Genomic DNA, 20,659 nt, shown 5'->3' with positions numbered 1-20,659 from the left:
ATGCCCACAATTGAAACGTAGATGAAACAAATTTGTTTTGCAAGTGTTACTTTTGGTTTGAATATTGGCCAATCGACTGCTAGATTTATAGAATATTGAACGAAATCGGCGGTGGAGAAGCTTATCGTTCATAATTTCGAACGTACCAAGGGGATAGCATGGACAATATATTTAACAGACCAGTCATCGGCGTCGTCATGTGCAGGTATAGGTTAAACGGGCACCTTACGCAGACCTTGCAAGAAAAGTACCTGAATGCCGTTATCACCGCCGGCGGTTTACCGATCGCCCTGCCGCACGCGCTGGCGGAGCCTGAGATGCTGGCGGAACTGTTGCCGCGCCTCGACGGCATTCTGTTGCCCGGCAGCCCCAGTAATGTGCAGCCGCACCTTTATGGTGAAAACGGCGATGAGCCTGACGCCGATCCTGGCCGAGACGCGTTGAGCCTGGCGCTGATCCGCCAGGCATTCGACAGGCGCATTCCCCTTTTCGCCATTTGCCGCGGCATGCAGGAAATGGTGGTCGCCACTCAAGGCACCCTGCATCGCCGCCTGTACGAACTGCCCGAGCTGCTGGAGCATCGTGAAGATCACGACCTGCCGCTGGAACAGCAATACGCCCCCGCCCACGAGGTCATCGTTCAGGAAGGGGGGCTGCTTTCGCAACTGATACCGGATTGCAACAGATTCTGGGTGAACTCGCTGCACGGCCAGGGCGCCAAAACCCTGGGCGCGAGCGTTCGCATCGAGGCGCACGCCGCCGACGGGCTGGTGGAGGCGATCAGCGTGCGCGATCAGCCTTTCGCGCTCGGCGTGCAGTGGCACCCGGAGTGGAACAGCGACGAGTACGCCCTGTCGCGCCTGTTGTTTGATGGTTTCATTACCGCCTGTCGGAACTATCAAAAGGAAAAACGCCCATGAGCGACGTCAGCTTGGCACCGGGAAAACGTCTGTCGCAAATCCGTCAACAATTGGGGTTGTCGCAGCGCCGGGTCGCCGAACTGTCTGGGTTAACCCACAGCGCCATCAGTACTATCGAGCAAGACAAGGTCAGCCCGGCCATCAGCACGCTGCAAAAGCTGCTGACGGTATACGGTCTGTCGCTGTCGGCGTTTTTCGCCGAACCGGAAAAACCGGCTGAGCCGCAGATCGTGATAGACAGCGACGACCTGATCGAGATCGGCAGCCAGGGCGTATCGATGAAGCTGATCCATAACGGCGATCCGAATCGCACGCTGGCAATGATGATCGAGACCTACGAACCGGGCACCACCACCGGCGAGCGCATCAAACACCAAGGGGAAGAGATCGGCACGCTGCTGGAAGGCGAAGTGGTGCTGCAGGTCAACGGCCAGAGCTATCACCTGCAGGCCGGGCAGAGCTACGCCATCAATACCGGCATTCCCCACAGTTTCAGCAACACGTCGGCGCGCATTTGCCGGATTATCAGCGCCCATACGCCGACGACATTCTGATCAACGGAGCCAGGCATGAACTTTCACCATTTGCAGTATTGGCAACAACGGGCGCAGGCCCTGAAGATTGAGCACCAGTTGTTTATCGACGGCCGCTACCAGCCGGCCGCCGCGGGGAAACGTTTCGCCGTCGAAGATCCCGCCGGTCGCCGTGAGCTGGCGCAGGTCGCGCGCGGCGAAGCCGCCGACATCGATCGGGCGGTCAGCGCGGCGCGCGCCGCCTTTGAACGCGGCGACTGGGCCCAGGCCGCGCCGGCGCAGCGCAAAGCCACGCTGCTGCGCTTCGCCGAGCTGATGGAACAGCATCACGAAGAGCTGGCGCTGCTGGAAACGCTGGACACCGGCAAACCGATTCGTCACAGCCTGCGCGACGACGTGCCGGGCGCTATCCGCTGCATCCGCTGGTACGCCGAAGCGATCGATAAGGTGTACGGCGAAATCGCCCCTACCGGTCGCGAGGCGCTGGCGCTGATCGAACGCGAGCCGATCGGCGTGGTCGGCGCCATCGTGCCCTGGAACTTCCCGTTGCTGCTGGCCTGCTGGAAGCTCGGCCCGGCGCTGGCCGCCGGCAACAGCGTGGTGCTCAAACCCTCCGAAAAGTCACCGCTGAGCGCCATCCTGCTCGGCAAACTGGCGCAACAGGCCGGGCTGCCGGACGGCGTACTGAACGTGGTGCCCGGCTACGGCCACGACGCCGGCAAGGCGCTGGCGCTGCACCGCGACGTCGACGCCCTCACCTTTACCGGCTCTACGCTGGTGGCGAAACAGCTGATGATTTGCGCCGGCGAATCGAACATGAAGCGTGTCTGGCTGGAGGCCGGCGGCAAAAGCGCCAACATCGTCTTCGCCGACTGCCCGGATCTGGATCAGGCCGCCCGCAGCGCCGCCGCCGGCATCTTCTACAATCAGGGGCAGGTGTGCATCGCCGGCACTCGCCTGCTGGTCGAAGCGAGCATTGAGCAAGCGTTCCTGCAGGCGCTGCGCAAACACGCGGCGGCTTTCGTGCCCGGCGATCCGCTCGATCCCGACACGGTGATGGGCACGCTGATCGACAGCGGCCACTGCGAGAAAGTGGCCGGCTATATCGATCGGGGGCTGAGCCAGGGCGCCGCGCTGTTCCTCGACGGGCGCGACCATCCGCAGGGCGACCACGCCGGCTATCTGGGGCCGACCATCCTCACCCGGGTGGACAATGCCATGAGCGTGGCGCGCGATGAAATCTTCGGCCCGGTGCTGGCGGTGACGGCGTTCGACGACGAGCAACAGGCGCTGCAGCTGGCCAACGACAGCGACTACGGCCTCGGTGCCGCGGTCTGGACCCGCGATCTGGCGCGCGCGCGCCGCATGGCGCGCCAACTGAAGGCCGGTACGGTGTTCGTCAACAACTACAACGACGGCGATATGACCGTGCCGTTCGGCGGTTACAAGCAAAGCGGCAACGGCCGCGACAAATCGCTGCATGCGCTGGACAAATTCACCGAATTAAAAACCACCTGGATCTCGCTGGAATAAGGGCTTACATCATGACTGAACACGTAAAAAGCTATTATGCGGCCACGGCCAACGCACATCAGCCCTATCCACAACTGAATGAATCGATCGAATGCGACGTCTGCGTGATCGGCGGCGGCTATACCGGCCTCTCCTCCGCGCTGTTCCTGGTGGAAGCCGGTTACGACGTGGTGGTGTTGGAAGCGGCGCGCATCGGTTTCGGCGCCAGCGGCCGCAACGGCGGCCAGTTGGTCAACTCTTACAGCCGCGACATCGATGTGATTGAAGAGCGTTACGGCGCGGAAAGCGCCCGCCTGCTCGGCAGCATGATGTTCGAAGGCGCGGAGATCATTCGCAGCCGCATCAGCCGCTACGCCATCGACTGCGACTACCGCCCCGGCGGCATCTTCGCCGCCCTGAACAACAAGCAGTTCCATGCACTGATCGAGCAAAAACGCAACTGGGAGCGCTACGGCAATACCCAGCTTGAGCTGCTCGACGCGGACCGGGTGCGCCAGGAGATCGCCAGCGATCGTTACGTCGGCGCGCTGCTCGATCACAGCGGCGGCCACATCCATCCGCTCAATCTGGCGCTGGGCGAGGCCGAGGCGATTCGCCTGCAGGGCGGGCGCATCTTCGAGCAATCGGCGGTGACGAACATTCGCCACGGCGAACCGGCGCTCATCAGCACCGCCAATGGCCAGGTGAAGGCGCGCTTCGTCATCGTCGCCGGCAACGCCTATCTGGGCGATAAGCTGGAGCCGCGGCTGGCCAAGCGCAGCATGCCGTGCGGTACCCAGGTGGTGACCACCGAACCGCTGGCGCCGGAGATAGCGCAGGCGCTGATCCCGCAGAATTACTGCGTGGAGGACTGCAACTACCTGCTGGATTACTACCGCATCACCGCCGATCATCGTCTGCTGTACGGCGGCGGCGTGGTGTACGGCGCGCGCGATCCGGACGACATCGATAACCTGATCCGGCCGAAGCTGCTGAAGACCTTCCCGCAGTTGAAAGGGGTGCGTATCGACTATCGCTGGACCGGCAACTTCCTGCTGACGCTGTCGCGCATGCCGCAGTTCGGCCGGCTGGAGAATAACGTGTACTACATGCAGGGATACAGCGGCCACGGCGTAACCTGCACCCATCTGGCGGGCAAGCTGATCGCCGAGCTGATGCGCGGCGACGCCGAACGCTTCGACGCCTTCGCCAAGCTGCCGCACCTGCCGTTCTTCGGCGGACGCAATCTGCAGATCCCGTTCACCGCCATCGGCGCGGCCTACTACACGCTGCGCGATCGCATCGGCGTCTAAAACAACAGGCCCGGTCATAATGGCCGGGCCTGCGCATTAACGCTTAGACGATCTTCGGTTGGCCGTCCGAGGCGGTCGCCCCGCCATCGACCGGGATGTTGGCGCCATTGATAAAGCTGGCGTCGTCGCTGGCCAGAAACGCCATCACCGCCGCCACTTCTTCCGGCTCCGCCGCACGCCCCAGCGCGATGCGCTCATTGAACTTGTCGCGGATCTCCTGCGGCCAGCCGTTGGTCATGTTGGTTTTGACCAGGCTCGGGCAGACCGAGTTGATGCGCACGCCGTCACCGCCATGATCCAGCGCCATGGCGCGCGTCAGGTTAACCACCGCGCCTTTCGCCGCGCAGTAATAGGCCGCGCCCCAGTCACCGCCCAGGCCGGACACCGATGCGGTATTGACGATGCAGCCTTTGGTTTTCAGCAAGTGCGGCAAGGCGAATTTGGAACAGAACACCACGCCGTCGATATCGACCCCGGCGATGCGACGCCAGTCGTCGATGCTGGTTTCCAGCACGCTGCCCGCCACGTGTACGCCGGCATTGTTCAGCAGGACGTCGATGCGGCCCAGTTTTTCCGCCACCTCGTTCATCATTTTTTCAACCGCCACGTGATCGGAAACGTCGATATGCACCGCCATCGCGCGGCCCTTCGGCAGCGAAGCGGCGACCTTGTCTACCGCTTCCTTGGCCCAGTCGGCCAGCACCACAATGGCACCCTCGGCGGAGAAACGCCGCGCCGCCGCTTCCCCCATGCCATTGCCCGCACCGGTGATAACCACGACTTTATTGTCAAAACGCATGAGACCTCCTCCATGTAAACGCATTTATATAAGTCATACAAATCTCATTGCCCCGAGGATAAGACGCAGGCTCCCTGAGAGCCAGTCAAAACGTGCGGTTTATTAACCAAAAGGAGGTATGCGAGTCATTTCAATGCGCTGGGTTAATCTTTATCGGATTTTGGCCAACATATTGATGGAGATAATAAAATTGCGGCCAGTCACTATTTTCCTGGCGGATTGTCAGCAAGCGGGATTATTGCAGATCGACGGTTATGGCCGCTCAGAGATAAGCGATGCGAATGAAAAAAGCAGCCGCCCGCCGGCGGCCGCGACTATTTTTTCTCGATGGGGATCACCAGCAGATCGACGTTCAACTCATTGATCGCCTGACGCGCCGAAGAAACCAGCCGGCTCCAGACATCGTGGTGATGGCCGAAGATCACCAGATCGAACCCTTTTTCCTTCGCCACCCGATTCAGCTCTTCCGTCAATGCGCCACGGCTGACGATCACCTCTTCCACCGGATAGGAAGAATGCCCTTTGATCGCATTGAGCATATTCTTCACCCGCTCCGAAAACGTGCGATCGGTGTAGTTGTAATCTCCCACGCCCAGATCGACATAATAACCGGCGCGGTGAATATCGATATAAATCAGTGAAAGTTTGGCCTGGAGCGCGGCGGCCAACCTGGCGCCCTTGCCCAACAGGAACTCGGCGTCTTCGCTGAGATCCGTGGCGACAACGATATGCTGATAAGCCATGACGGCGGCCCTCCGCGTCAAACCCATGAACAGGATGGCGTTCCTTGCCGCATGTTTCTCATGCACCTTAAGTTTAGCCCCGCGCCTGCTGCAGTGTCGTTCCATTTATGGAACGATGCATCCCGGCTTTAGGCTCTACCGGATTTCTCTCCTCTCCCTACACTGTAGGCAAGTGCTGAGTTTCAGCCTTATCAATCAAAGAAGATACCCACTGACCTCACGACGAAAAAAGGAAGACACCATGAGCACTCCAGCCAACTTCAACGGCCAGCGTCCTGTTATTGATGCTAATGACGCGGTCATGCTCCTGATCGACCACCAGAGCGGTCTGTTTCAGACCGTCGCCGATATGCCGATGACCGAACTGCGCGCTCGCGCCGCCGCCCTCGCCAGCATCGCCACCCTCAGCAAACTGCCGGTGATCACCACCGCCTCGGTGCCGCAGGGCCCCAACGGCCCGCTGATCCCGGAAATTCACCAGAATGCGCCGCACGCGCAATACGTCGCCCGTAAAGGGGAAATCAACGCCTGGGACAACCCGGACTTCGTGGCGGCGGTCAAAGCCACCGGCCGCAAAACCCTGATCATCGCCGGCACCATCACCAGCGTCTGCATGGCCTTTCCGTCCATCAGCGCGGTGGCCGAAGGCTATAAGGTCTTCGCGGTAATCGACGCCTCCGGCACCTACTCGAAAATGGCGCAGGAAATTACCCTGGCGCGCGTGGTACAGGCGGGCGTGGTGCCGATCGACACCGCCGGCGTCGCCTCCGAGCTGCAGGGCAGCTGGAATCGCGCCGACGCTCAGCAGTGGGCCGAAGTCTACACCAAAATCTTCCCGGCCTATCAGCTGCTGATCGAGAGCTACCTCAAGGCGCAGGACGTGGTGAAAAATAACGAACTGCTGGACTCGCAGCGTTAAGATCGCGGGTATAAAAAACCCCGGCCAAGGCCGGGGCTATTAATCGTGTGCCGGTGACTTTCCCGGCTGTCATGTTATGGCGTAAGCGTCCATCCCACACTCCAACATTACGCAGCCTAAGCGCGACTTTTTCACAACAGAAAAATAGACTGAAACGCGGCGTTATTAATTCTGCGGCAATCTGTTTTTCTGTTGCCAATAATCATTAATTATTGGAACGTCATCGAGGAATCGAACCCCAGTCCGCCAACGAATAATTTCGCTGCCGCTCTTCCTGCTGAGCTAATGACGTATCGAGAAAGACTCCGGGCGAACCCGGAGTTTATTCAGGCTGAGGATTTCATTGCTTAACTGCTCCGGCTTAAACCATCATCGCTGTCGTAAGAAATTGCACCTCGGCCAAAAATTATAACGCGACCACGTTGCCGGCAGAAGGCCCCTTCATGCCATTTTCGATAGTGAACTCAACCTGTTGGCCTTCGCCCAGCGTTTTGAAATCGTTGCTCTGGATAGCGGAGAAGTGTACGAACACATCTTTGCCGCCGTCTGCCGGGGTGATAAAGCCAAAGCCTTTACCTGCATCAAACCATTTTACCAAACCAGTCATTTTATTGGACATAGAGATATTTCCTTTATATTTTTGCGACGCCATAGGGCGATAGAGGTCTGTTTTTATTGGAAACTTATGGGGCACTAGAGAAGAGAATTCGCGGAAGAAGAGGTATCTGAGGGATATCGCTAATACTGAGAACTGCTTTACTAAAACTGCTTTCATAAGGTCTGTACTACAAACCGATGACGCTATTTACACACAGCTAAATTATTTAAGCAAGATATATTTTAAATTATATTCATCTGCCTCATAAATTTATTACCGCAAAGCACCGCCTACATCTGCCGCCAGCTCAGGGTTTTCGGCGCGGCGTTCGGGGTGAAAAATAACGAACGATTGGACTCGCCGCGCCGGGGCCGATCATGAACGCGCAAACAGCCGCCGATTCCGCGTTCTGCTCTTCCCTTCACGCGAAACTACTCCCTGCTATAACACTGAAGAAAACCGCTTAATCGTCATGAAAGAGAAATAAAAGCTTAATAAATCAATCTGTTCTCGACACTGGCGCATTATCGTTGTTAGGATAATTATTTTACTTTACAGGAAATGACCTCAAGGATGGCTATGATGGGCAAAAGAACACTGATGCTGACGGCGCTGACGCTCAGTTTGGCGGGCTGCCAGCCGGCACCGCCAAGCTATGTGGAAAACGCGAACGCCTTGATAGCCAAACAAATCAGCGCGATTGGCCCGCAAGCGGCGCAGTGCAAATTTGCCCAAGACGGCGATTATTGGATTTCGGCTTGCTCATTGGGCAACGCGCGCCACGCGCCGGTATTCGCCTTGTTCGAGCAGGAAGGCGTCATGCAGGCTAACGACAATCTGGCGATCGCCGTCGTGCCGCTCAACGAGCAAGCTCGGCACTTTGTGCGCGATCCGCGTTTCACTATCCCGGTAATGCAACGCCGCATTCCCGTGGACGCGGATCAAGCGTTCAATCGCTTATTTGCCCAACCATCGCGCTAACCCTCCCCTTCAGCCGATGATTGCGATCCCCAGCCGCTCCAGCAGTTGAGCGGCCTGGTGACTGTCCATTTTAACGCCCTGCAGATCGGTGGTGCGCAAATCCAACTCGCCCAGTTCCGCGTTGCTCAGATCGCACTGGGTGACATCGGCGGCGCGCCAGTCAAAACCGGAGAATTCGCCGCCGGACAGATCGGAGCCGCTGAAGCTGGCGCCGAGCACCTGCGCGCCGTGCCAACGGTTTTCCCACAGCTCGCATTTCTCCAACACCACTTTGGCAAAATTGGCGTAGCTCAGGTTGCTCTTGGTGATATAGGCGCTGCAAAACCAGGTGCGGCTGGTGATCATATTCATAAAGCTGGCGCCGCGAAAATCTGCTCCCTGCGCGCGACATTCGCGGATCTCCAACCCCAATGCGTCAACGTGGCGGAAATCGGCCATCGATAAATCGCAGCTTCTAAAACTCGCGTCTTTCAGGATCGCGCGGCTGAAGTTACCGCCCTGTCGGCTCTCGCGATCGTAAAATTGACAGCCGATAAATTCGGTGCCGGTCAGATCGGCGCCCGAAAAATCACACAGCATAAAGCTGCCGTTTTCAATTTTTTCGCCGGTAAAGCGGTTACGCGCGATCTTCTCACCCTTCAGCGCCAGGCTCATTGTAACACCCCTGTTTATTTATACAGTCAGTGCGGCATTTAATCCTATTCCGGCGCGGTTGGCAACCGCCGTCGAGCAAAGGCGCGAGAGCGGAATATGAACGAGCACCTGATGATGGCTTGAGCCGCTGGCGTCGTAAATGACCGCAGTAATCGGCGCAAAAAAAAACCGCCCGATACGGGCGGTTGACGTGACGGCGAACCGTTACTTCAGGGCTTCCTGAATAGCGTCGGCCATCGGGCCGATGTGCTTCTCCGCCGCCTTCAGCTGGAAATCCACGCCGTTGCCATCGTTGGTGTCTGACAGCGTAGCCTTGATAAGCTCCAGCGCCGCCTGCACCGCCACCAGCCGCTTGTGCTGTTCGTCCGTGACCGGTTCGGCGCCCATGTTTGCCGGATAGTAATGCTCTAACATCGCGATCTCCTTTTGATGACGTTAAACCTTAACCTACCAGAAAACCGCGCATTTATTAAGGAAACCGCGCCCGGCGCGGCCGAGTGACGATAAATTGCACTATACTGGATACTGGGCAAACACTCTCCCCTGTTACAGGATCATCGCCATGTCATTCCAGGGAAGCTGCCACTGCGGCGCCGTCACCTTTACCGTGGACGCCGAACTGCCGACCGAAGCCCTCAGCTGCAACTGTTCGATTTGCCGCCGCAAAGGGCTGCTGCTGTCGTTCTTCCCCATCAGCGCTTTCACGCTCAACAGCGGTCAGGACCAGCTCAGCACCTACACTTTCAATCACCACAGGATCCGCCATCAGTTCTGCCGAGTCTGCGGAGCCCAGCCCTTCGCCTACGGCACCGCGCCAGACGGCGCCGCGATGTGCGCCGTTAACCTGCGTTGCGTGCCGGACGTCGCGCTGGATGCGTTACAGATCCACAGCTACGACGGGGCCAGCGTCTGAGCGAATCGCTCGCTCAGTCGAAGGCGACCCAGCCGGCGTCGGTTTCGGCGGATTGCACGCAGCGCGCCACCCACTTCACGCCCAGCGCGCCGGCCTGCACGTCCGGGTACCAGAAGTCGGCCAGGAAGGCTGCGTCGCGCCGATCGGTGGCGTCCATCGCCAGCGCGAAGCGGCGGTAGAGATTCGACCAGGCTTCAAACAGCCCCTCCGCATGGCCGCCGCCGATGCGATCGTCCGCCAGCGCCGACGCGGCGAGATACGGCATGCCGCGCTCCAGGATCCGCACCGGCTCGCCCTGCACTTCGAAGCGCAGCTGATTGGGTTGTTCATCCCACCACTCCAGGCTGGCCTTTTCACCGACAATGCGCACCTTTTGGCCATGCATCGAACCGCAGTTGACCGCCGAAGCCCACACGGAGCCGATGGCGCCGTTGTGATACTCCATCAGCACATAGGCGTTGTCCTCCAACGGCGCGCGCGACGGCACAAAGCTTTGTCGACTGCAGAGCAGCCGCCGGATCTTCAGCTGCGGCGCCATGGTTTCCGCCAGGAACAGCGTGTGGGTCGCCAGATCGCCCAGCACATAGCTGGGGCCGACAAAGCGCGGATCGACCCGCCAGCGAGTGCTGGGATTATCCTGCTCCACCGGCGCGGCGTGAAAGCCGTGGGCGAACTGCATATTCACCAGCCGAATTTCCCCCAGCCGGCCATCGGCAATCATCTGCCGCGCCTGCAAAATCATCTGGTGCCCGGCATAGCCGTAGGTCACGCCGATGACTTTGCGCTGCCGCTCGCACAGCGCCGCCAGCGCCTGCGCCTCTTCGACGCTGAAACACAGCGGCTTCTCGCATACCACGTGCAATCCCGCCTCCAGCGCCGCCCGGCAAATGGCGTAATGGGTGTTGTTCGGCGTGGCGATCGAGACCGCTTCGATGCCGTCCGCCCGCGCGGCTTCGGCGCGGAACATCTCGGCATAATCCGCATAACAGCGCTCCGCCGCCACGCCCAGACTCCGGCCAAAATCACGCCCGCGTTCGGCGTCAATGTCGAACGCGCCGGCCAACAGAGTAAACGCGCCGTCGCGCAAGGCCGCCGAACGGTGGATGTAACCGATCTGGCTGGTGCCGCCGCCGCCGACCATGCCCCAGCGCAACGATCTGGCCAAAGGTTTGCTGCCGTTGATCATCGTGTTTCTCCTGATTAAAAGCCGAGGCCGCGCAAGTAGCGCAAGCTGGCGGTGACGTCCTGCAGGCTGCCCTGCACATTGCGCGGATCGCGCTCCTGCTCGATAGTGATCCAGCCCCGGTATCCGCGCTCGGCCAACAGCGCGCGCAGCTGCGGATAATCGATCGCCCCGCTGCCCAACGGGCACATGACACCCTCGGCGCAGGCGGTGAAAAAATCGACGCCGCGCGCCAGCACCTCGCGGAACACCTGCGGATCGACGTCTTTGAAGTGCAGATAATCAAGACGCTCAAAGTGCTTGCTCAGCCAGGCAGCCGGGTCCAGCCCGGCGTAATACAGATGGCCGGCATCCAGGCACAATCCGGCGGTGTGATGCGGAATGTCCGCCGCCAACCGGTCGATTTCGTCGGCGAACTCGATGCAGCCGCCGGCGTGCGGATGCACCACCGGCCGCACACCGTATTCCCGCCAGGCCAGTTCGCTGATGCGCGTAATGTGCCCGATCATCCTCTGCCACTCCCCCTGCGACAAACGCGGCGCTAAATCTGAATGCCCGGCGAACCTGGCGCGTTGCAGATTGCCGAAATCGATAATCACCAAGAACGGCGGCGCGGCGCGATCGCCCTCGGTCGGCTCCGCCCTGGGCGCCCGCGAGAGGTTGCGACATATCCGATGAGTCAGGGCCAGCAGGCGCTCAATGTTCGCCTCGCTGACCAGATCGTCAAAAATCGTGCCGGCCACCAGCGACAGGCGATGCTGCTCCAGCGCGGCACACAGCGCCTCGCTCTGCGTCGGCAGATAGCCCCACGGCCCCAGCTCGATGCTGCGGTAGCCGGCCGCCGACGCTTCTTGCAGAACCGTGGCATAGGGCGGCAAATGGGGGTTGTTCGGATCATCAACGCCCCAACTGCAGGGCGCATTGGCGATAGGCAAAGTCATGGCGACGGCTCCTTTTTTGCGGGGAATGCCGGCAGTATCAAACAAAAATTCCAAAACCATCAACAATGAAAATTTTATTTCTTGATAGAGATCGCGCTATTTTTGATAAATTATTTGATAGTTTTTAATCAAATTCAGGCGACACCTGGCTGCGCCCTGAGCTCGGCAACCACCACTCAGCGGCCGTCAGAGGTTTTCTTTGGTGATCACATCGAAGCGATTAATGATGTGGCGTAATCCCGGTTGTTCATCGGCGGCGAGTAACGTCTCGACGATCGTGGCGGCCAATTCGGGAATGCGGTGGCACAGCAGCAGATCCACCGTGCCGTCGAGCAGCGCCATTTCACCACCCTGCACCGGGCCGTGGCACACCAGCGTGATGTCGCGCTGCCGGCCGCTCTCTCGCAACGCCTGAATAATGCCCTCCACACCGCCGCTCGGCGCGTAAAGCGCCGCCAGTTCCGGGTGGTTCGCCAGCAGTTCACGCGTGACCCGGCGCGCCGTTTCCGCGTCCTCAAGGCTGCGCACCGGTTCCAACACACGCTGGCCGCTCATCTGCTCACGCAGGTAGGAGCGAAAACCGATCTCGCAGGCTTCCTGGCAAGTAAAACGGTTGTCGCCGATGATCACACCGACGTCGCCCTGACGCCGGCACAGACGATCCACCGCCCAGCCGGCGGTGCGGCCCGCTTTTTGATTATCCAGACCGATGTAGCCGGCGCGGCTGGGCACCGATAAATCCGACAGCAGCGCGAAAACGTTGATGCCCGCCTGGGCGGCTTCTTCTACGGCGTAGTGGATCAGGGGATGATCCAGCGCCAGCACGCCGATCGCTTCCACCTGGCGGCTCAATTGGCTAATGGCGGCGGCGGTGTCACCGATGGCATTGAGAGAGTGGAAGATGAACTGCGGCGGCTGACCCGGCTCATGATACGGCGCCGCTTGCGCCATCAGTTCATCAGCCAGTTGCGCATAGAAAGAGTGTTCGCGCCGCAGCAGGATAAACCCCATTCTCAGGCGACGCTCCGGCCTGCCCAGCACCGCCGACAGGCAGTGGGACTTCTCCAACGCGAACCCCAACTTTTTCGCCGCCTCAATCACCCGGCGCTGGGTGGCGGGCCGCACCGACGCGCGTTGGTTGATCACCCGATCGACGGTGGCGATGCCGACCCGCGCCTCTCTGGCGATGGCCGCCATGGTGGTTTTCTTGCCGCTCATGTTCATCTCCATCAACGATTTGATGGAAAAATATCATAGCCGTTGCCGCCCCTGATGTGATGCCGTTCGCGATTAACGGTAGACGGAGAACTTCTTGGTGAGCGGCTTAAGCTGTTCAGTGTCGCCGTAGAGCGCTACCGCCACGAAGTCCAACTGCTCGTAGGGGGTATTGGCGGTGTCGGCGATCTGCTGCTCGGCGGAATGCGACAGCATGGTGGTGGTGAAGAAGTTGGACAGCACGCCCTCCTCCTTGCATTTGAGGATCAGGTTGCTGAGCTGGCTGCTGTTCTTGGCCTGCAGGATGACGATCGGGTAATGGCTCATATTGGCGCTGACGCCGTCGAGGCTGCTCGGGTAGTGGTGAAACTCGCGCTGCTCGATAAGATCGGTGATGCCCGCCGTCAGATGGCAGGAGGCGTTAAACAGCGTGGCCGGTTCGTGGTTGCGGTTGAGGATGATGTAGAATTTTTTCTCGTTGTCGCTGTACATACTCTTCTCCTTGAATAGACAACCCTTTTTACCCAAGCCAAGGGCGGTTTTCAAGGCGAGATAAGGGCCGCGTCCGGCCCCGTGATAACGTTTCAGCCTCAGATCCCGCCTTCGCCCGGGCCCTGCGGCTGCGCCACCTGATGCAGCACGGTGATGTTCTGCAGGACAGTGCCGCCGTCGATCGGTTTCATCTGGCCGTCGCGATCTTTATAGTGCGTCGGTTTGGCCCCGTGGAAGAACAGACCGGCGTTGACCTGCACGCCCAGATAACCGGCGCTTGGCGGCAGGCGCTGCACGTCGGTCCAGGGGTTGGAAACCGGCACGAACTGGAATCCCTCGCCCGTCTTCGCATACAACGGGCGCAGCAGCGTGACAAAGGCCATCAGCGGCGACAGCGCCTCTTTGAAGATCTGAACCGGCCGATCGACCGTCATCAGGAAACCATGCGGCTGTTCCTCTACCGTGTCGAAGGTCAGGCTGCTGCTGATATCGTCACCCCGGCCGCCGTAGCTCCACTCCATCACCGGCGCTCCGTTTTCATTCATCATCTCTGACATACACTGCTCCTTATAAATAAAATTGATCGGGCACGCTCGCTGCGTGCCGGAACAGTAAACCGCTGAACGGGCACCCGCGTCCACGCAGGGCGGCACGCTGGCGAACCAAACAACGAGGCGCGCAAAATAAAGCTCGAAATGAATAATTTCCCCGCGTGACAGCGCAGCATTTGAACGACTTCTGTCGTAGCGCAGACGCATAGTGAGGGCGTTACCGCCACTGGAGAGTGTTATGACTGCGATTAAACCGGACGCCATCGACCGCGTTTCCCCCGCCGCCACGCCCTGGCTAGCCGTCATCAATGTGCTGTTCGCCGGCATCGCCGCGGCGCTGCACGTGGGCAAGGCCACCATTGCCTTGCCGGCGCTGCAGGCCGAATTCGGCCGTTCACTGGAGACGCTAAGCTGGGTCATCTCGGCGTTTCCTTTCGTCGGGGTGTTCGGCGGCATCGCCGCCGGGCTGCTGGTGCGCCGCTGGGGCGATCGGCGCCTGCTGGCGCTGGGATTGCTGATCGTCAGCGCCGCCAGCTTTACCGGCGCCACGCTGCACGACTTCAGCGGCTTGATCGTCAGCCGCTTTGTCGAAGGCCTCGGCTTCGTCATCGTGGTGGTCGCCTCGCCGGCGGTGCTGAACCGCATCGTCGCCCCGGCGCAGCGCAGCCTGGTGTTCGGCATCTGGAGCACCTTCATGCCGGCGGGCATCGCCATTTCGCTGTTTTTCGGCCCTCACCTGGCGGGCTGGCAACAGAACTGGCAGGCCGGTGCGGCGCTGACGCTGCTGGCCGCGCTGCTGCTGCCGCTGACCACGCCGCGCCGCACCGCCGACGCGCACGCTCCGCCGTTGCCGCTGCGGCAAGCGCTGGGCGCGATGCTGCGGGCGCGCCAGCCGCTGTTGCTGGCGCTGATGTTCACCGCTTATAACCTGCAGTTTTTCTCGGTGATGACCTTTTTACCGATCTTTCTGATGCAGCGCATCGGTCTGACGCTGGCGGCCGCCGGCGGCATCAGCGCGGCGGCGGTGGCCGTCAATATCCTCGGCAATCTCGCCGCCGGGTTCTTGCTGTCGCGCGGTCTGCGGGCCGGTAGCCTGCTCGCGGCCACCAGCCTGGTCATCGGCATCTTCGGCATCGGCATTTTCCTGCCGATGACGCCCAATGGCCTGCTGATCCCACTGTGCTTCCTGTTCTGCGCCATCGCCGGCATGCTGCCCGCCACCATTCTGGCCGCCACGCCGGCGGCGACGCCAGAGCCCACGCTGCTGCCGCTGAGTCTGGGGTTGGTGATGCAGGGGAACTACCTCGGCCAGGTGATCGGCCCGGTCGCGCTGAGCGCCATCGTGGCCGCGGCCGGTTGGGCGGCGCCGGCGTGGCTGGTGCTGGCGGCGGCGGTGTCAGGGGCGGGATTGGCGCTGATTTTTCGCCGCGAGCCGCGCAATGCGGCGTAATGGCGCAATAATGAGAAAGGAGGTTCTATTTATTATTAGCGGTGCTGAATATTCCCTGGTGCGGGCGCGTGCTTATCGTGAAGGATAAGGCCAGTGATGATCCAGGCCCGACAATGACAAGGCGCCGGTCGCAACAAGATAAATCAGCAGACCGGCGAAAGCGATCAGCAATGCCTTTTCGATAACGGCAAGTCGTTTGTGTTCTGTCATTTGCATACTCCTTCGTGGTATCGGGCGAACGGCCGCCCTCATCAACACTAGGAAAGCCTGGCGCAGGGGGCAAGCGCAACACACAAAATGAAACACAATCAATAAATTTTGTTAACTATTTAGCGTTCTTTCTTTCCTTGCGCCGCCGCCTGAGCCTCGCGCGGCGCCCTCCTTTCCCCTTAGTAACCCTATGGAATACGCCGTTAAAAATCCCCTACCGGATAAGCAAAGGTAATGATAGTGTTGTTTTCATTCAGTTCATCTATGCTGAAAATTCATCTTTTGAGGGACGACTATGATGTCTAAAGGCATTTCCAAGGGATTCTTTATTCTGATCCTGTTCATCGTTACCGCCGCCTTTCTCGACGTGCTGGGGCCTTATTACTCCTCGGTGCTGTGGGCGGTTATTCTGGCGGTGATTTTCCATCCGGTGAAAAAGAAGTTGAAGCAGTACGTCGGCGAACGCAACGGCGTGGTGTCGCTGCTGACGGTGGCGCTGATCTGCCTGATCGTGTTCACGCCGTTAGCGATCATCGCCTCATCGCTGGCGATGGAATTCAACATGATCTACACCAAGCTGCAGACCAACAACAGCCAATTGCCGACCATGCTGGCGGACTTCATGCGTCATCTGCCCGGCTGGGCGCAGCGCTTCCTGGCGGAGCATAACCTCAACAGCGCCGCCGAGATCCAAAAACAACTTTCCGAGGTGGCGCTCAAGGGCGGGCAATACCTGGCGGGCAGCGTGTTCCTGATCGGCAAAGGCACCTTCAACTTCGTCGTCGGCTTCGGCGTGATGCTCTACCTGCTGTTCTTCCTGCTGAAAGACGGCCCGTATCTGGTGAACCTGGCGCTCGAAGCGCTGCCGCTCTCACAGCACGTGAAGCACCACCTGTTCGTGAAGTTCGCCGCCGTCTCCCGCGCCACCGTCAAGGGCACGGTGGTGGTCGCCGTGGTGCAAGGCGCGCTCGGCGGGCTGGCGTTTTACTTTACCGGCATCGACGGCAGCTTGCTGTGGGGCGCGCTGATGGCGTTCTTGTCGATCATCCCCGCCGTGGGCTCCGCCATCATCTGGGTGCCGGCGGTGATCTACTTCTTCGCCACCGGCATGCTGTGGAAAGGCATCTTCCTGGTGGTGTTCTTCGTGGTCGTAATCGGCCTGGTGGACAACATTCTGCGCCCGCTGCTGGTAGGCAAAGACACCAAAATGCCGGACTACCTGATCCTGATCTCCACCCTGGGCGGCATGGAGATTTACGGCATTAACGGCTTCGTCATCGGGCCATTGATCGCCGCGCTGTTCATCGCCTGCTGGAACATCCTGTCCGGCCGCGACAGCAAGGAAAACATCGAAGAGATCGACGAAGAATTCATCGAAGAAGGCAAGAATCATCCCGACGCGGCGGAGTAAACCTCTCGCGCCGTATCGCACCGGGGCCCGTTTGGGCCCCTTTTTTGTCTGTGGTATCCTTGCCGCGCTCACAAGGAAGAACGGGTTTCGTTATGCTTATTCTCTACGCCACGCTGGCCATCGCCTTCACCCTGCTGTGCCTGCTGGCCTTTATCTCTTGCGCTTACCAGCTTTCGAAGCAGGGCGACGTCAAATTTTTGGCCTCGCTTTCCGTGCTGATCTTCGCGCTGCTGGCCTTCTATGCCGCTTATGGCTACGTCAGCACCTGGCTGCAACAGCAGGCGGTGGATGTCCGGCTGTATTAGCGCAGCGGGGTAAAAAAGACCTGCTCCGGATCGCCGTCATCGAGATTGTCAATTTGGCCGCTGGCGACAAACCCGGCGTTCAACAGCAGCCGCTGCATCGGCAGGTTGGAATGATTGGTGGAGGTGAACAGCTTCGGGTGCCGGCAGTGCAACTTAAGCGCCGCAATCAGCGCCTGCCCGACGCCCCGGCGGCGATAGCGCTCGCCGACCATCAGCATCTCCACAAAGCCGCAGCCGAAGAAGTGATAGTGCAGCACACCGTATCCCATCGCCATGCCCTGCTCCTCGGCAAGATAACAGACGCCCTGCCCGCACCAGGCGCGGATCTGCGCCGCGCGCTGCGGCTCGTATTCGGCGATGCTGTCGAGGGCGATCAGGGCTGAGGCATCGCTGTCGGTGGCCTGGCGAACAAACATGTTTTAATCCTCATGCTGATGGATAACGGCGATACCGCATCAACGAAACGGCAACCGCGGCGGGATAGTTTTTACATCCCGGTCGAATTTTGTAATCCTATTATAGAGTTACCAAAACACACGCCAAGGAAGGAAAGCATTTCCCGATGAGAATACCGCAAATCTCCGCCGCCCTGCTGTTTACCCTGCTGCTGGCCGGCTGCCAGTTCCACAAAACCGTGTTCCCGCCGCCGTATATCGGCACCCCGCAAGAGATCGGCACCTACGAAGTGAAAGGGCTGACGTTCGTCACCACCGTCACCTTCAGCGGCCTGTTCGCCGAAGATCTGGTGCGCGAGTACGCACAGAAACACCACTATCGCTACTATGTGGTAACGATGCGCAGCAACGGTTTTAAAGACCGAAGCGAGCGCGTGAGCGCGATGATGTATCGGTAGAGAGTGGCGCCACATGCCGTGAAATAATGCCGAAAAAACGGGCTTTAGCATGAGGAAGCGCTATACGAAATATTGCACAACCCAATACTCACAGGCCGCATGAAAATACGGCCTGTGACTTTGGTTTAATTGTCTGGCATCGCAGTGCCGTTTATTTTCACTGCGGACGAAATTCCAATACGCTGCTTTTGACCGCTTCGTAAACCGCGGCCGTTGGCGGTTTAGGCAAACGTGCATTGACGATTGCCTTTATCGCGGCCTGGCAAAGTTCCGGATCCCCTTGAACAGCCCGAATGCTGATCAGCATACCGTCCGGCGCCAGCTTGATGCTCAATGTGCAACGCTTGCCTGAGTAGGCTTCGGCATCTTTCAAATGGCTTTGAATCGCGGCCTGCAACTGGGCGATATAGTGTTCTTTCTCTTTTCCCGGCGCCTTTGGGTTGCCAAGGTTGGCGAAAAGATCGTCAACCTCTTTATTCACCGGATCGGTTTGGCTGGGGGCGGTGCTCTTGGCACACCCCGTTAATGCCAGCGCGAGCATCGCCGCCAATAATGTGGCGGCGCCGGTTTTAAAGCCTGAATGCGTGATTTTCATATCCCTGTCCTTATGGATGACTATCAGCCAAAATCAACGTGGTATTCGACAAGATCCCCGGCGCATACTTATACAGAATTAACGCCAAACCGCCAGAGACATTGCGAGTATCAAGCATCGGCATGCGGAGAATCGTGGGCCGATGATGACATGAAGCCATAGCGCCCCAGGCGGGGCGTACAGCTGAACACCCTGACCTATCGATAACCTTGTTATCCGAACGAGTAATCACTCCATCAATAAATTAAGTTATTCTTAATTTTTTATCCCATTAGAAGCGCTTTCAACCCTGGCAATCTGGAAAATCTGCCTATACTTACTTTCCTGATATTAAATTTGTTTAAGTAACCAGGATGGTAGGTATGAAAAGCAAACGCCCCTTTGCCGCGCTGCTGGCGGCAACAGCATTGATGTCCCTGGTGGGCTGCGCTTCCAATCAGGCGATCAAAACGACGGACGGCAAAATCATTATTACCGACGGCAAGCCCCAGATCGATAAAGATACCGGATTGGTCTCCTATCGAAATGCTGAAACGGGCAAAACGGAACAGATCAATCGAGACCAGATTGCAAACATGAGTGAGTTGGATAACTAAAAGGAGCTACAAATGAAAAAAGCGCTTGTTCTTCCCGCGATCGCCCTGGTTGCCATCGCCGCACTGTCAGGCTGCACACGCACCAGCTACGCTATTCATACCCACGATGGCCGAACGATCATCAGTGACGGCAAACCGAAAGAGACTTCTGCCGGGTTGATCGGGTATACCGACGCCAATGGCGTCAAACAGCAAATCAACAAGACGGAAGTCAAAGAGGTGTCGGAAATCCCTCATTAAGGTTCCGATAATCTGAGCCTGCTAAAACAAAGGGAGCCGATGGCTCCCTTTCTATTCAAACAGTAAGCGCGCCCATTGGCGTTTAACGATAACGTCGATAAACGCCTGACATTTCAGCAGACAACGTTGCCAGGTTTGCCATACGGATCTCCCCTTTCCCGGCGTCGAACGGCTATAATCCGATAAGTGGAGTTTTTTAAAACGATAAGGAGGGAGTATGTACAAAACTATTTTGGTTCCCGTGGATATTACCGAGCCGGAATTAACACAGCAGGTCATCCCGCATGTCAACGCGCTCGCCAGGCTCGAAGACTCCCACGTCCATTTCCTGGCGGTGATCCCGTCGCGCGCCACCTACGCGGCCTTCGGCTTTGCCGCCACGGCGGCGGTGGAAACCAAAGATGAAACCATTGCGATAGCGACCGAGGGGCTGGCGAAAGCGGCAAAACAATTCAGCGTTCCCGAGGATCGCGTAACCACGCATGTCGCCGTCGGCGATCCCAAAGATCAGATCCTGGAACTCGCCGATGCGCTTAACGCGGAGATTATTGTGATGGGTTCCAACCGCCCTTCTGCAATGACTTACCTCCTCGGCTCGAATGCCACCGCGGTAGTGCGCCACGCCAATTGCCCGGTGCTGGTCGTGCGTGAATCGGCTAACGCTTAAAATCGCTTGCTCATTTGAACAATAAAAAAACGGGAGCCCTTAGGCTCCCGCTCTCATTCAAGCGC

At 58.9% G+C, this 20,659-nt stretch carries 27 protein-coding genes and 1 pseudogene; 14 read left to right on the top strand and 14 right to left on the bottom strand.

From position 1 onward, the window contains the following. Positions 1 to 158: 158 nt before the first annotated feature. From puuD to ACJ8IP_RS01980, 4 genes are read left to right on the top strand one after another with little or no spacing between them, the layout of a single operon-like run. Positions 159 to 920: a gamma-glutamyl-gamma-aminobutyrate hydrolase gene (gene puuD, locus ACJ8IP_RS01995; protein WP_025302552.1), complete on the top strand. Its 762-nt coding sequence runs from the start codon at positions 159 to 161 to the stop codon at positions 918 to 920. Further along, complete coding sequence (puuR, locus tag ACJ8IP_RS01990; RefSeq protein WP_033642801.1) at positions 917 to 1,474, top strand: HTH-type transcriptional regulator PuuR; 558 nt, start codon at positions 917 to 919, stop codon at positions 1,472 to 1,474. The genes puuD and puuR overlap by 4 nt, the downstream gene beginning before the upstream one ends. A gap of 15 nt (positions 1,475 to 1,489) precedes the next feature. After that, positions 1,490 to 2,986: an aldehyde dehydrogenase PuuC gene (gene puuC, locus ACJ8IP_RS01985; protein ID WP_164106059.1), complete on the top strand. Its 1,497-nt coding sequence runs from the start codon at positions 1,490 to 1,492 to the stop codon at positions 2,984 to 2,986. Between the two features lie 11 nt (positions 2,987 to 2,997). After that, positions 2,998 to 4,278 (top strand): NAD(P)/FAD-dependent oxidoreductase, encoded by a 1,281-nt coding sequence (locus ACJ8IP_RS01980; RefSeq protein ID WP_016928043.1) that lies wholly within the window; start codon positions 2,998 to 3,000, stop codon positions 4,276 to 4,278. Positions 4,279 to 4,321: 43 nt separating this feature from the next. On the opposite strand, the gene ACJ8IP_RS01975 is transcribed toward ACJ8IP_RS01980, so the two are convergent. Next, on the bottom strand, positions 4,322 to 5,077 hold the full coding sequence (locus ACJ8IP_RS01975; RefSeq protein ID WP_016928044.1) for an SDR family NAD(P)-dependent oxidoreductase: 756 nt from the start codon (positions 5,075 to 5,077) through the stop codon (positions 4,322 to 4,324). A 314-nt stretch (positions 5,078 to 5,391) separates the two neighbouring features. Next, positions 5,392 to 5,820, bottom strand: coding sequence for a universal stress protein (locus ACJ8IP_RS01970; RefSeq protein ID WP_147839343.1), 429 nt, complete (start codon positions 5,818 to 5,820; stop codon positions 5,392 to 5,394). Positions 5,821 to 6,061: 241 nt separating this feature from the next. On the opposite strand from ACJ8IP_RS01970, the gene ACJ8IP_RS01965 reads away from it, so the two are divergent. Next, positions 6,062 to 6,739, top strand: coding sequence for an isochorismatase family protein (locus tag ACJ8IP_RS01965; RefSeq protein ID WP_016928046.1), 678 nt, complete (start codon positions 6,062 to 6,064; stop codon positions 6,737 to 6,739). 213 nt (positions 6,740 to 6,952) lie between these two features. Here ACJ8IP_RS01965 and ACJ8IP_RS01960 read toward each other — a convergent pair. Together ACJ8IP_RS01960 and cspE are read right to left on the bottom strand one after the other, a co-directional pair. Continuing rightward, positions 6,953 to 7,031, bottom strand: a pseudogene (locus ACJ8IP_RS01960). 114 nt (positions 7,032 to 7,145) lie between these two features. Continuing rightward, positions 7,146 to 7,358, bottom strand: coding sequence for a transcription antiterminator/RNA stability regulator CspE (gene cspE, locus ACJ8IP_RS01955; protein WP_164106060.1), 213 nt, complete (start codon positions 7,356 to 7,358; stop codon positions 7,146 to 7,148). Positions 7,359 to 7,919: 561 nt separating this feature from the next. Between cspE and ACJ8IP_RS01950 the strand changes: the two genes are divergently transcribed. Further along, on the top strand, positions 7,920 to 8,318 hold the full coding sequence (locus ACJ8IP_RS01950) for a hypothetical protein (RefSeq protein WP_084587960.1): 399 nt from the start codon (positions 7,920 to 7,922) through the stop codon (positions 8,316 to 8,318). Positions 8,319 to 8,327: 9 nt separating this feature from the next. Here the strand turns inward: ACJ8IP_RS01950 and ACJ8IP_RS01945 are convergent, their stop codons facing one another. Further along, positions 8,328 to 8,972 carry a Qnr family pentapeptide repeat protein gene (locus ACJ8IP_RS01945; protein ID WP_033642796.1) on the bottom strand — a complete coding sequence of 215 codons (645 nt, stop codon included), beginning with the start codon at positions 8,970 to 8,972 and terminating at the stop codon, positions 8,328 to 8,330. 204 nt (positions 8,973 to 9,176) lie between these two features. Further along, positions 9,177 to 9,386, bottom strand: a complete 210-nt coding sequence (locus ACJ8IP_RS01940; RefSeq protein ID WP_004941260.1) for a hypothetical protein — start codon at positions 9,384 to 9,386, stop codon at positions 9,177 to 9,179. Between the two features lie 148 nt (positions 9,387 to 9,534). On the opposite strand from ACJ8IP_RS01940, the gene ACJ8IP_RS01935 reads away from it, so the two are divergent. Beyond that, positions 9,535 to 9,885, top strand: coding sequence for a GFA family protein (locus ACJ8IP_RS01935; RefSeq protein WP_016928050.1), 351 nt, complete (start codon positions 9,535 to 9,537; stop codon positions 9,883 to 9,885). A gap of 13 nt (positions 9,886 to 9,898) precedes the next feature. Here the strand turns inward: ACJ8IP_RS01935 and ACJ8IP_RS01930 are convergent, their stop codons facing one another. From ACJ8IP_RS01930 to ACJ8IP_RS01910, 5 genes are all read right to left on the bottom strand, one after another. Then, complete coding sequence (locus ACJ8IP_RS01930; RefSeq protein WP_033652084.1) at positions 9,899 to 11,071, bottom strand: Gfo/Idh/MocA family protein; 1,173 nt, start codon at positions 11,069 to 11,071, stop codon at positions 9,899 to 9,901. A gap of 14 nt (positions 11,072 to 11,085) precedes the next feature. Continuing rightward, a complete protein-coding gene (locus ACJ8IP_RS01925) occupies positions 11,086 to 12,009 on the bottom strand; it encodes a sugar phosphate isomerase/epimerase family protein (protein WP_442524287.1) in 924 nt (307 codons plus the stop codon). Positions 12,010 to 12,195: 186 nt separating this feature from the next. Further along, complete coding sequence (locus ACJ8IP_RS01920; RefSeq protein ID WP_046898570.1) at positions 12,196 to 13,227, bottom strand: LacI family DNA-binding transcriptional regulator; 1,032 nt, start codon at positions 13,225 to 13,227, stop codon at positions 12,196 to 12,198. Between the two features lie 72 nt (positions 13,228 to 13,299). Then, positions 13,300 to 13,716, bottom strand: coding sequence for a DUF2000 domain-containing protein (locus ACJ8IP_RS01915; RefSeq protein ID WP_004941246.1), 417 nt, complete (start codon positions 13,714 to 13,716; stop codon positions 13,300 to 13,302). A gap of 98 nt (positions 13,717 to 13,814) precedes the next feature. Beyond that, a complete protein-coding gene (locus tag ACJ8IP_RS01910; RefSeq protein WP_033652080.1) occupies positions 13,815 to 14,273 on the bottom strand; it encodes a hypothetical protein in 459 nt (152 codons plus the stop codon). A 232-nt stretch (positions 14,274 to 14,505) separates the two neighbouring features. Here ACJ8IP_RS01910 and ACJ8IP_RS01905 point away from each other — a divergent pair, with 232 nt between their 5' ends. After that, positions 14,506 to 15,717, top strand: a complete 1,212-nt coding sequence (locus ACJ8IP_RS01905) for an MFS transporter (RefSeq protein ID WP_442524286.1) — start codon at positions 14,506 to 14,508, stop codon at positions 15,715 to 15,717. A gap of 72 nt (positions 15,718 to 15,789) precedes the next feature. Here the strand turns inward: ACJ8IP_RS01905 and ACJ8IP_RS01900 are convergent, their stop codons facing one another. Then, on the bottom strand, positions 15,790 to 15,927 hold the full coding sequence (locus tag ACJ8IP_RS01900; protein WP_016928056.1) for a hypothetical protein: 138 nt from the start codon (positions 15,925 to 15,927) through the stop codon (positions 15,790 to 15,792). Positions 15,928 to 16,222: 295 nt separating this feature from the next. Between ACJ8IP_RS01900 and ACJ8IP_RS01895 the strand changes: the two genes are divergently transcribed. Together ACJ8IP_RS01895 and ACJ8IP_RS01890 are read left to right on the top strand one after the other, a co-directional pair. Further along, a complete protein-coding gene (locus ACJ8IP_RS01895; RefSeq protein ID WP_033652078.1) occupies positions 16,223 to 17,338 on the top strand; it encodes an AI-2E family transporter in 1,116 nt (371 codons plus the stop codon). A 92-nt stretch (positions 17,339 to 17,430) separates the two neighbouring features. Further along, the gene (locus tag ACJ8IP_RS01890; protein ID WP_033652077.1) at positions 17,431 to 17,643 is read left to right on the top strand and encodes a hypothetical protein; all 213 of its coding nucleotides are present in this window, start codon (positions 17,431 to 17,433) and stop codon (positions 17,641 to 17,643) included. Here ACJ8IP_RS01890 and ACJ8IP_RS01885 read toward each other — a convergent pair. Next, a complete protein-coding gene (locus ACJ8IP_RS01885; RefSeq protein ID WP_273974330.1) occupies positions 17,640 to 18,059 on the bottom strand; it encodes a GNAT family N-acetyltransferase in 420 nt (139 codons plus the stop codon). The genes ACJ8IP_RS01890 and ACJ8IP_RS01885 overlap by 4 nt on opposite strands. 146 nt (positions 18,060 to 18,205) lie before the next feature. Between ACJ8IP_RS01885 and ACJ8IP_RS01880 the strand changes: the two genes are divergently transcribed. Then, positions 18,206 to 18,496: a hypothetical protein gene (locus tag ACJ8IP_RS01880; protein ID WP_033642787.1), complete on the top strand. Its 291-nt coding sequence runs from the start codon at positions 18,206 to 18,208 to the stop codon at positions 18,494 to 18,496. Positions 18,497 to 18,653: 157 nt separating this feature from the next. On the opposite strand, the gene tolA is transcribed toward ACJ8IP_RS01880, so the two are convergent. Beyond that, positions 18,654 to 19,091 (bottom strand): cell envelope integrity protein TolA, encoded by a 438-nt coding sequence (gene tolA, locus ACJ8IP_RS01875; RefSeq protein WP_182073937.1) that lies wholly within the window; start codon positions 19,089 to 19,091, stop codon positions 18,654 to 18,656. Between the two features lie 362 nt (positions 19,092 to 19,453). On the opposite strand from tolA, the gene ACJ8IP_RS01870 reads away from it, so the two are divergent. The 3 genes from ACJ8IP_RS01870 to uspF all read left to right on the top strand — a co-directional run bounded on the left by ACJ8IP_RS01870 (position 19,454) and on the right by uspF (position 20,594). Then, positions 19,454 to 19,687 carry a YgdI/YgdR family lipoprotein gene (locus ACJ8IP_RS01870; protein ID WP_223523969.1) on the top strand — a complete coding sequence of 78 codons (234 nt, stop codon included), beginning with the start codon at positions 19,454 to 19,456 and terminating at the stop codon, positions 19,685 to 19,687. 12 nt (positions 19,688 to 19,699) lie between these two features. Continuing rightward, entirely contained in the window at positions 19,700 to 19,927 is a 228-nt protein-coding gene (locus ACJ8IP_RS01865) for a YgdI/YgdR family lipoprotein (protein WP_019454813.1), read from the top strand. A 217-nt stretch (positions 19,928 to 20,144) separates the two neighbouring features. Continuing rightward, complete coding sequence (gene uspF / locus ACJ8IP_RS01860; RefSeq protein ID WP_042784284.1) at positions 20,145 to 20,594, top strand: universal stress protein UspF; 450 nt, start codon at positions 20,145 to 20,147, stop codon at positions 20,592 to 20,594. Positions 20,595 to 20,659 lie beyond the last annotated feature (65 nt).

Source organism: Serratia sp. CY52157 (genome assembly GCF_052168495.1).
Lineage (GTDB): Bacteria > Pseudomonadota > Gammaproteobacteria > Enterobacterales > Enterobacteriaceae > Serratia > Serratia ureilytica.
This window is presented reverse-complemented; position numbering and strand designations above follow the sequence as displayed.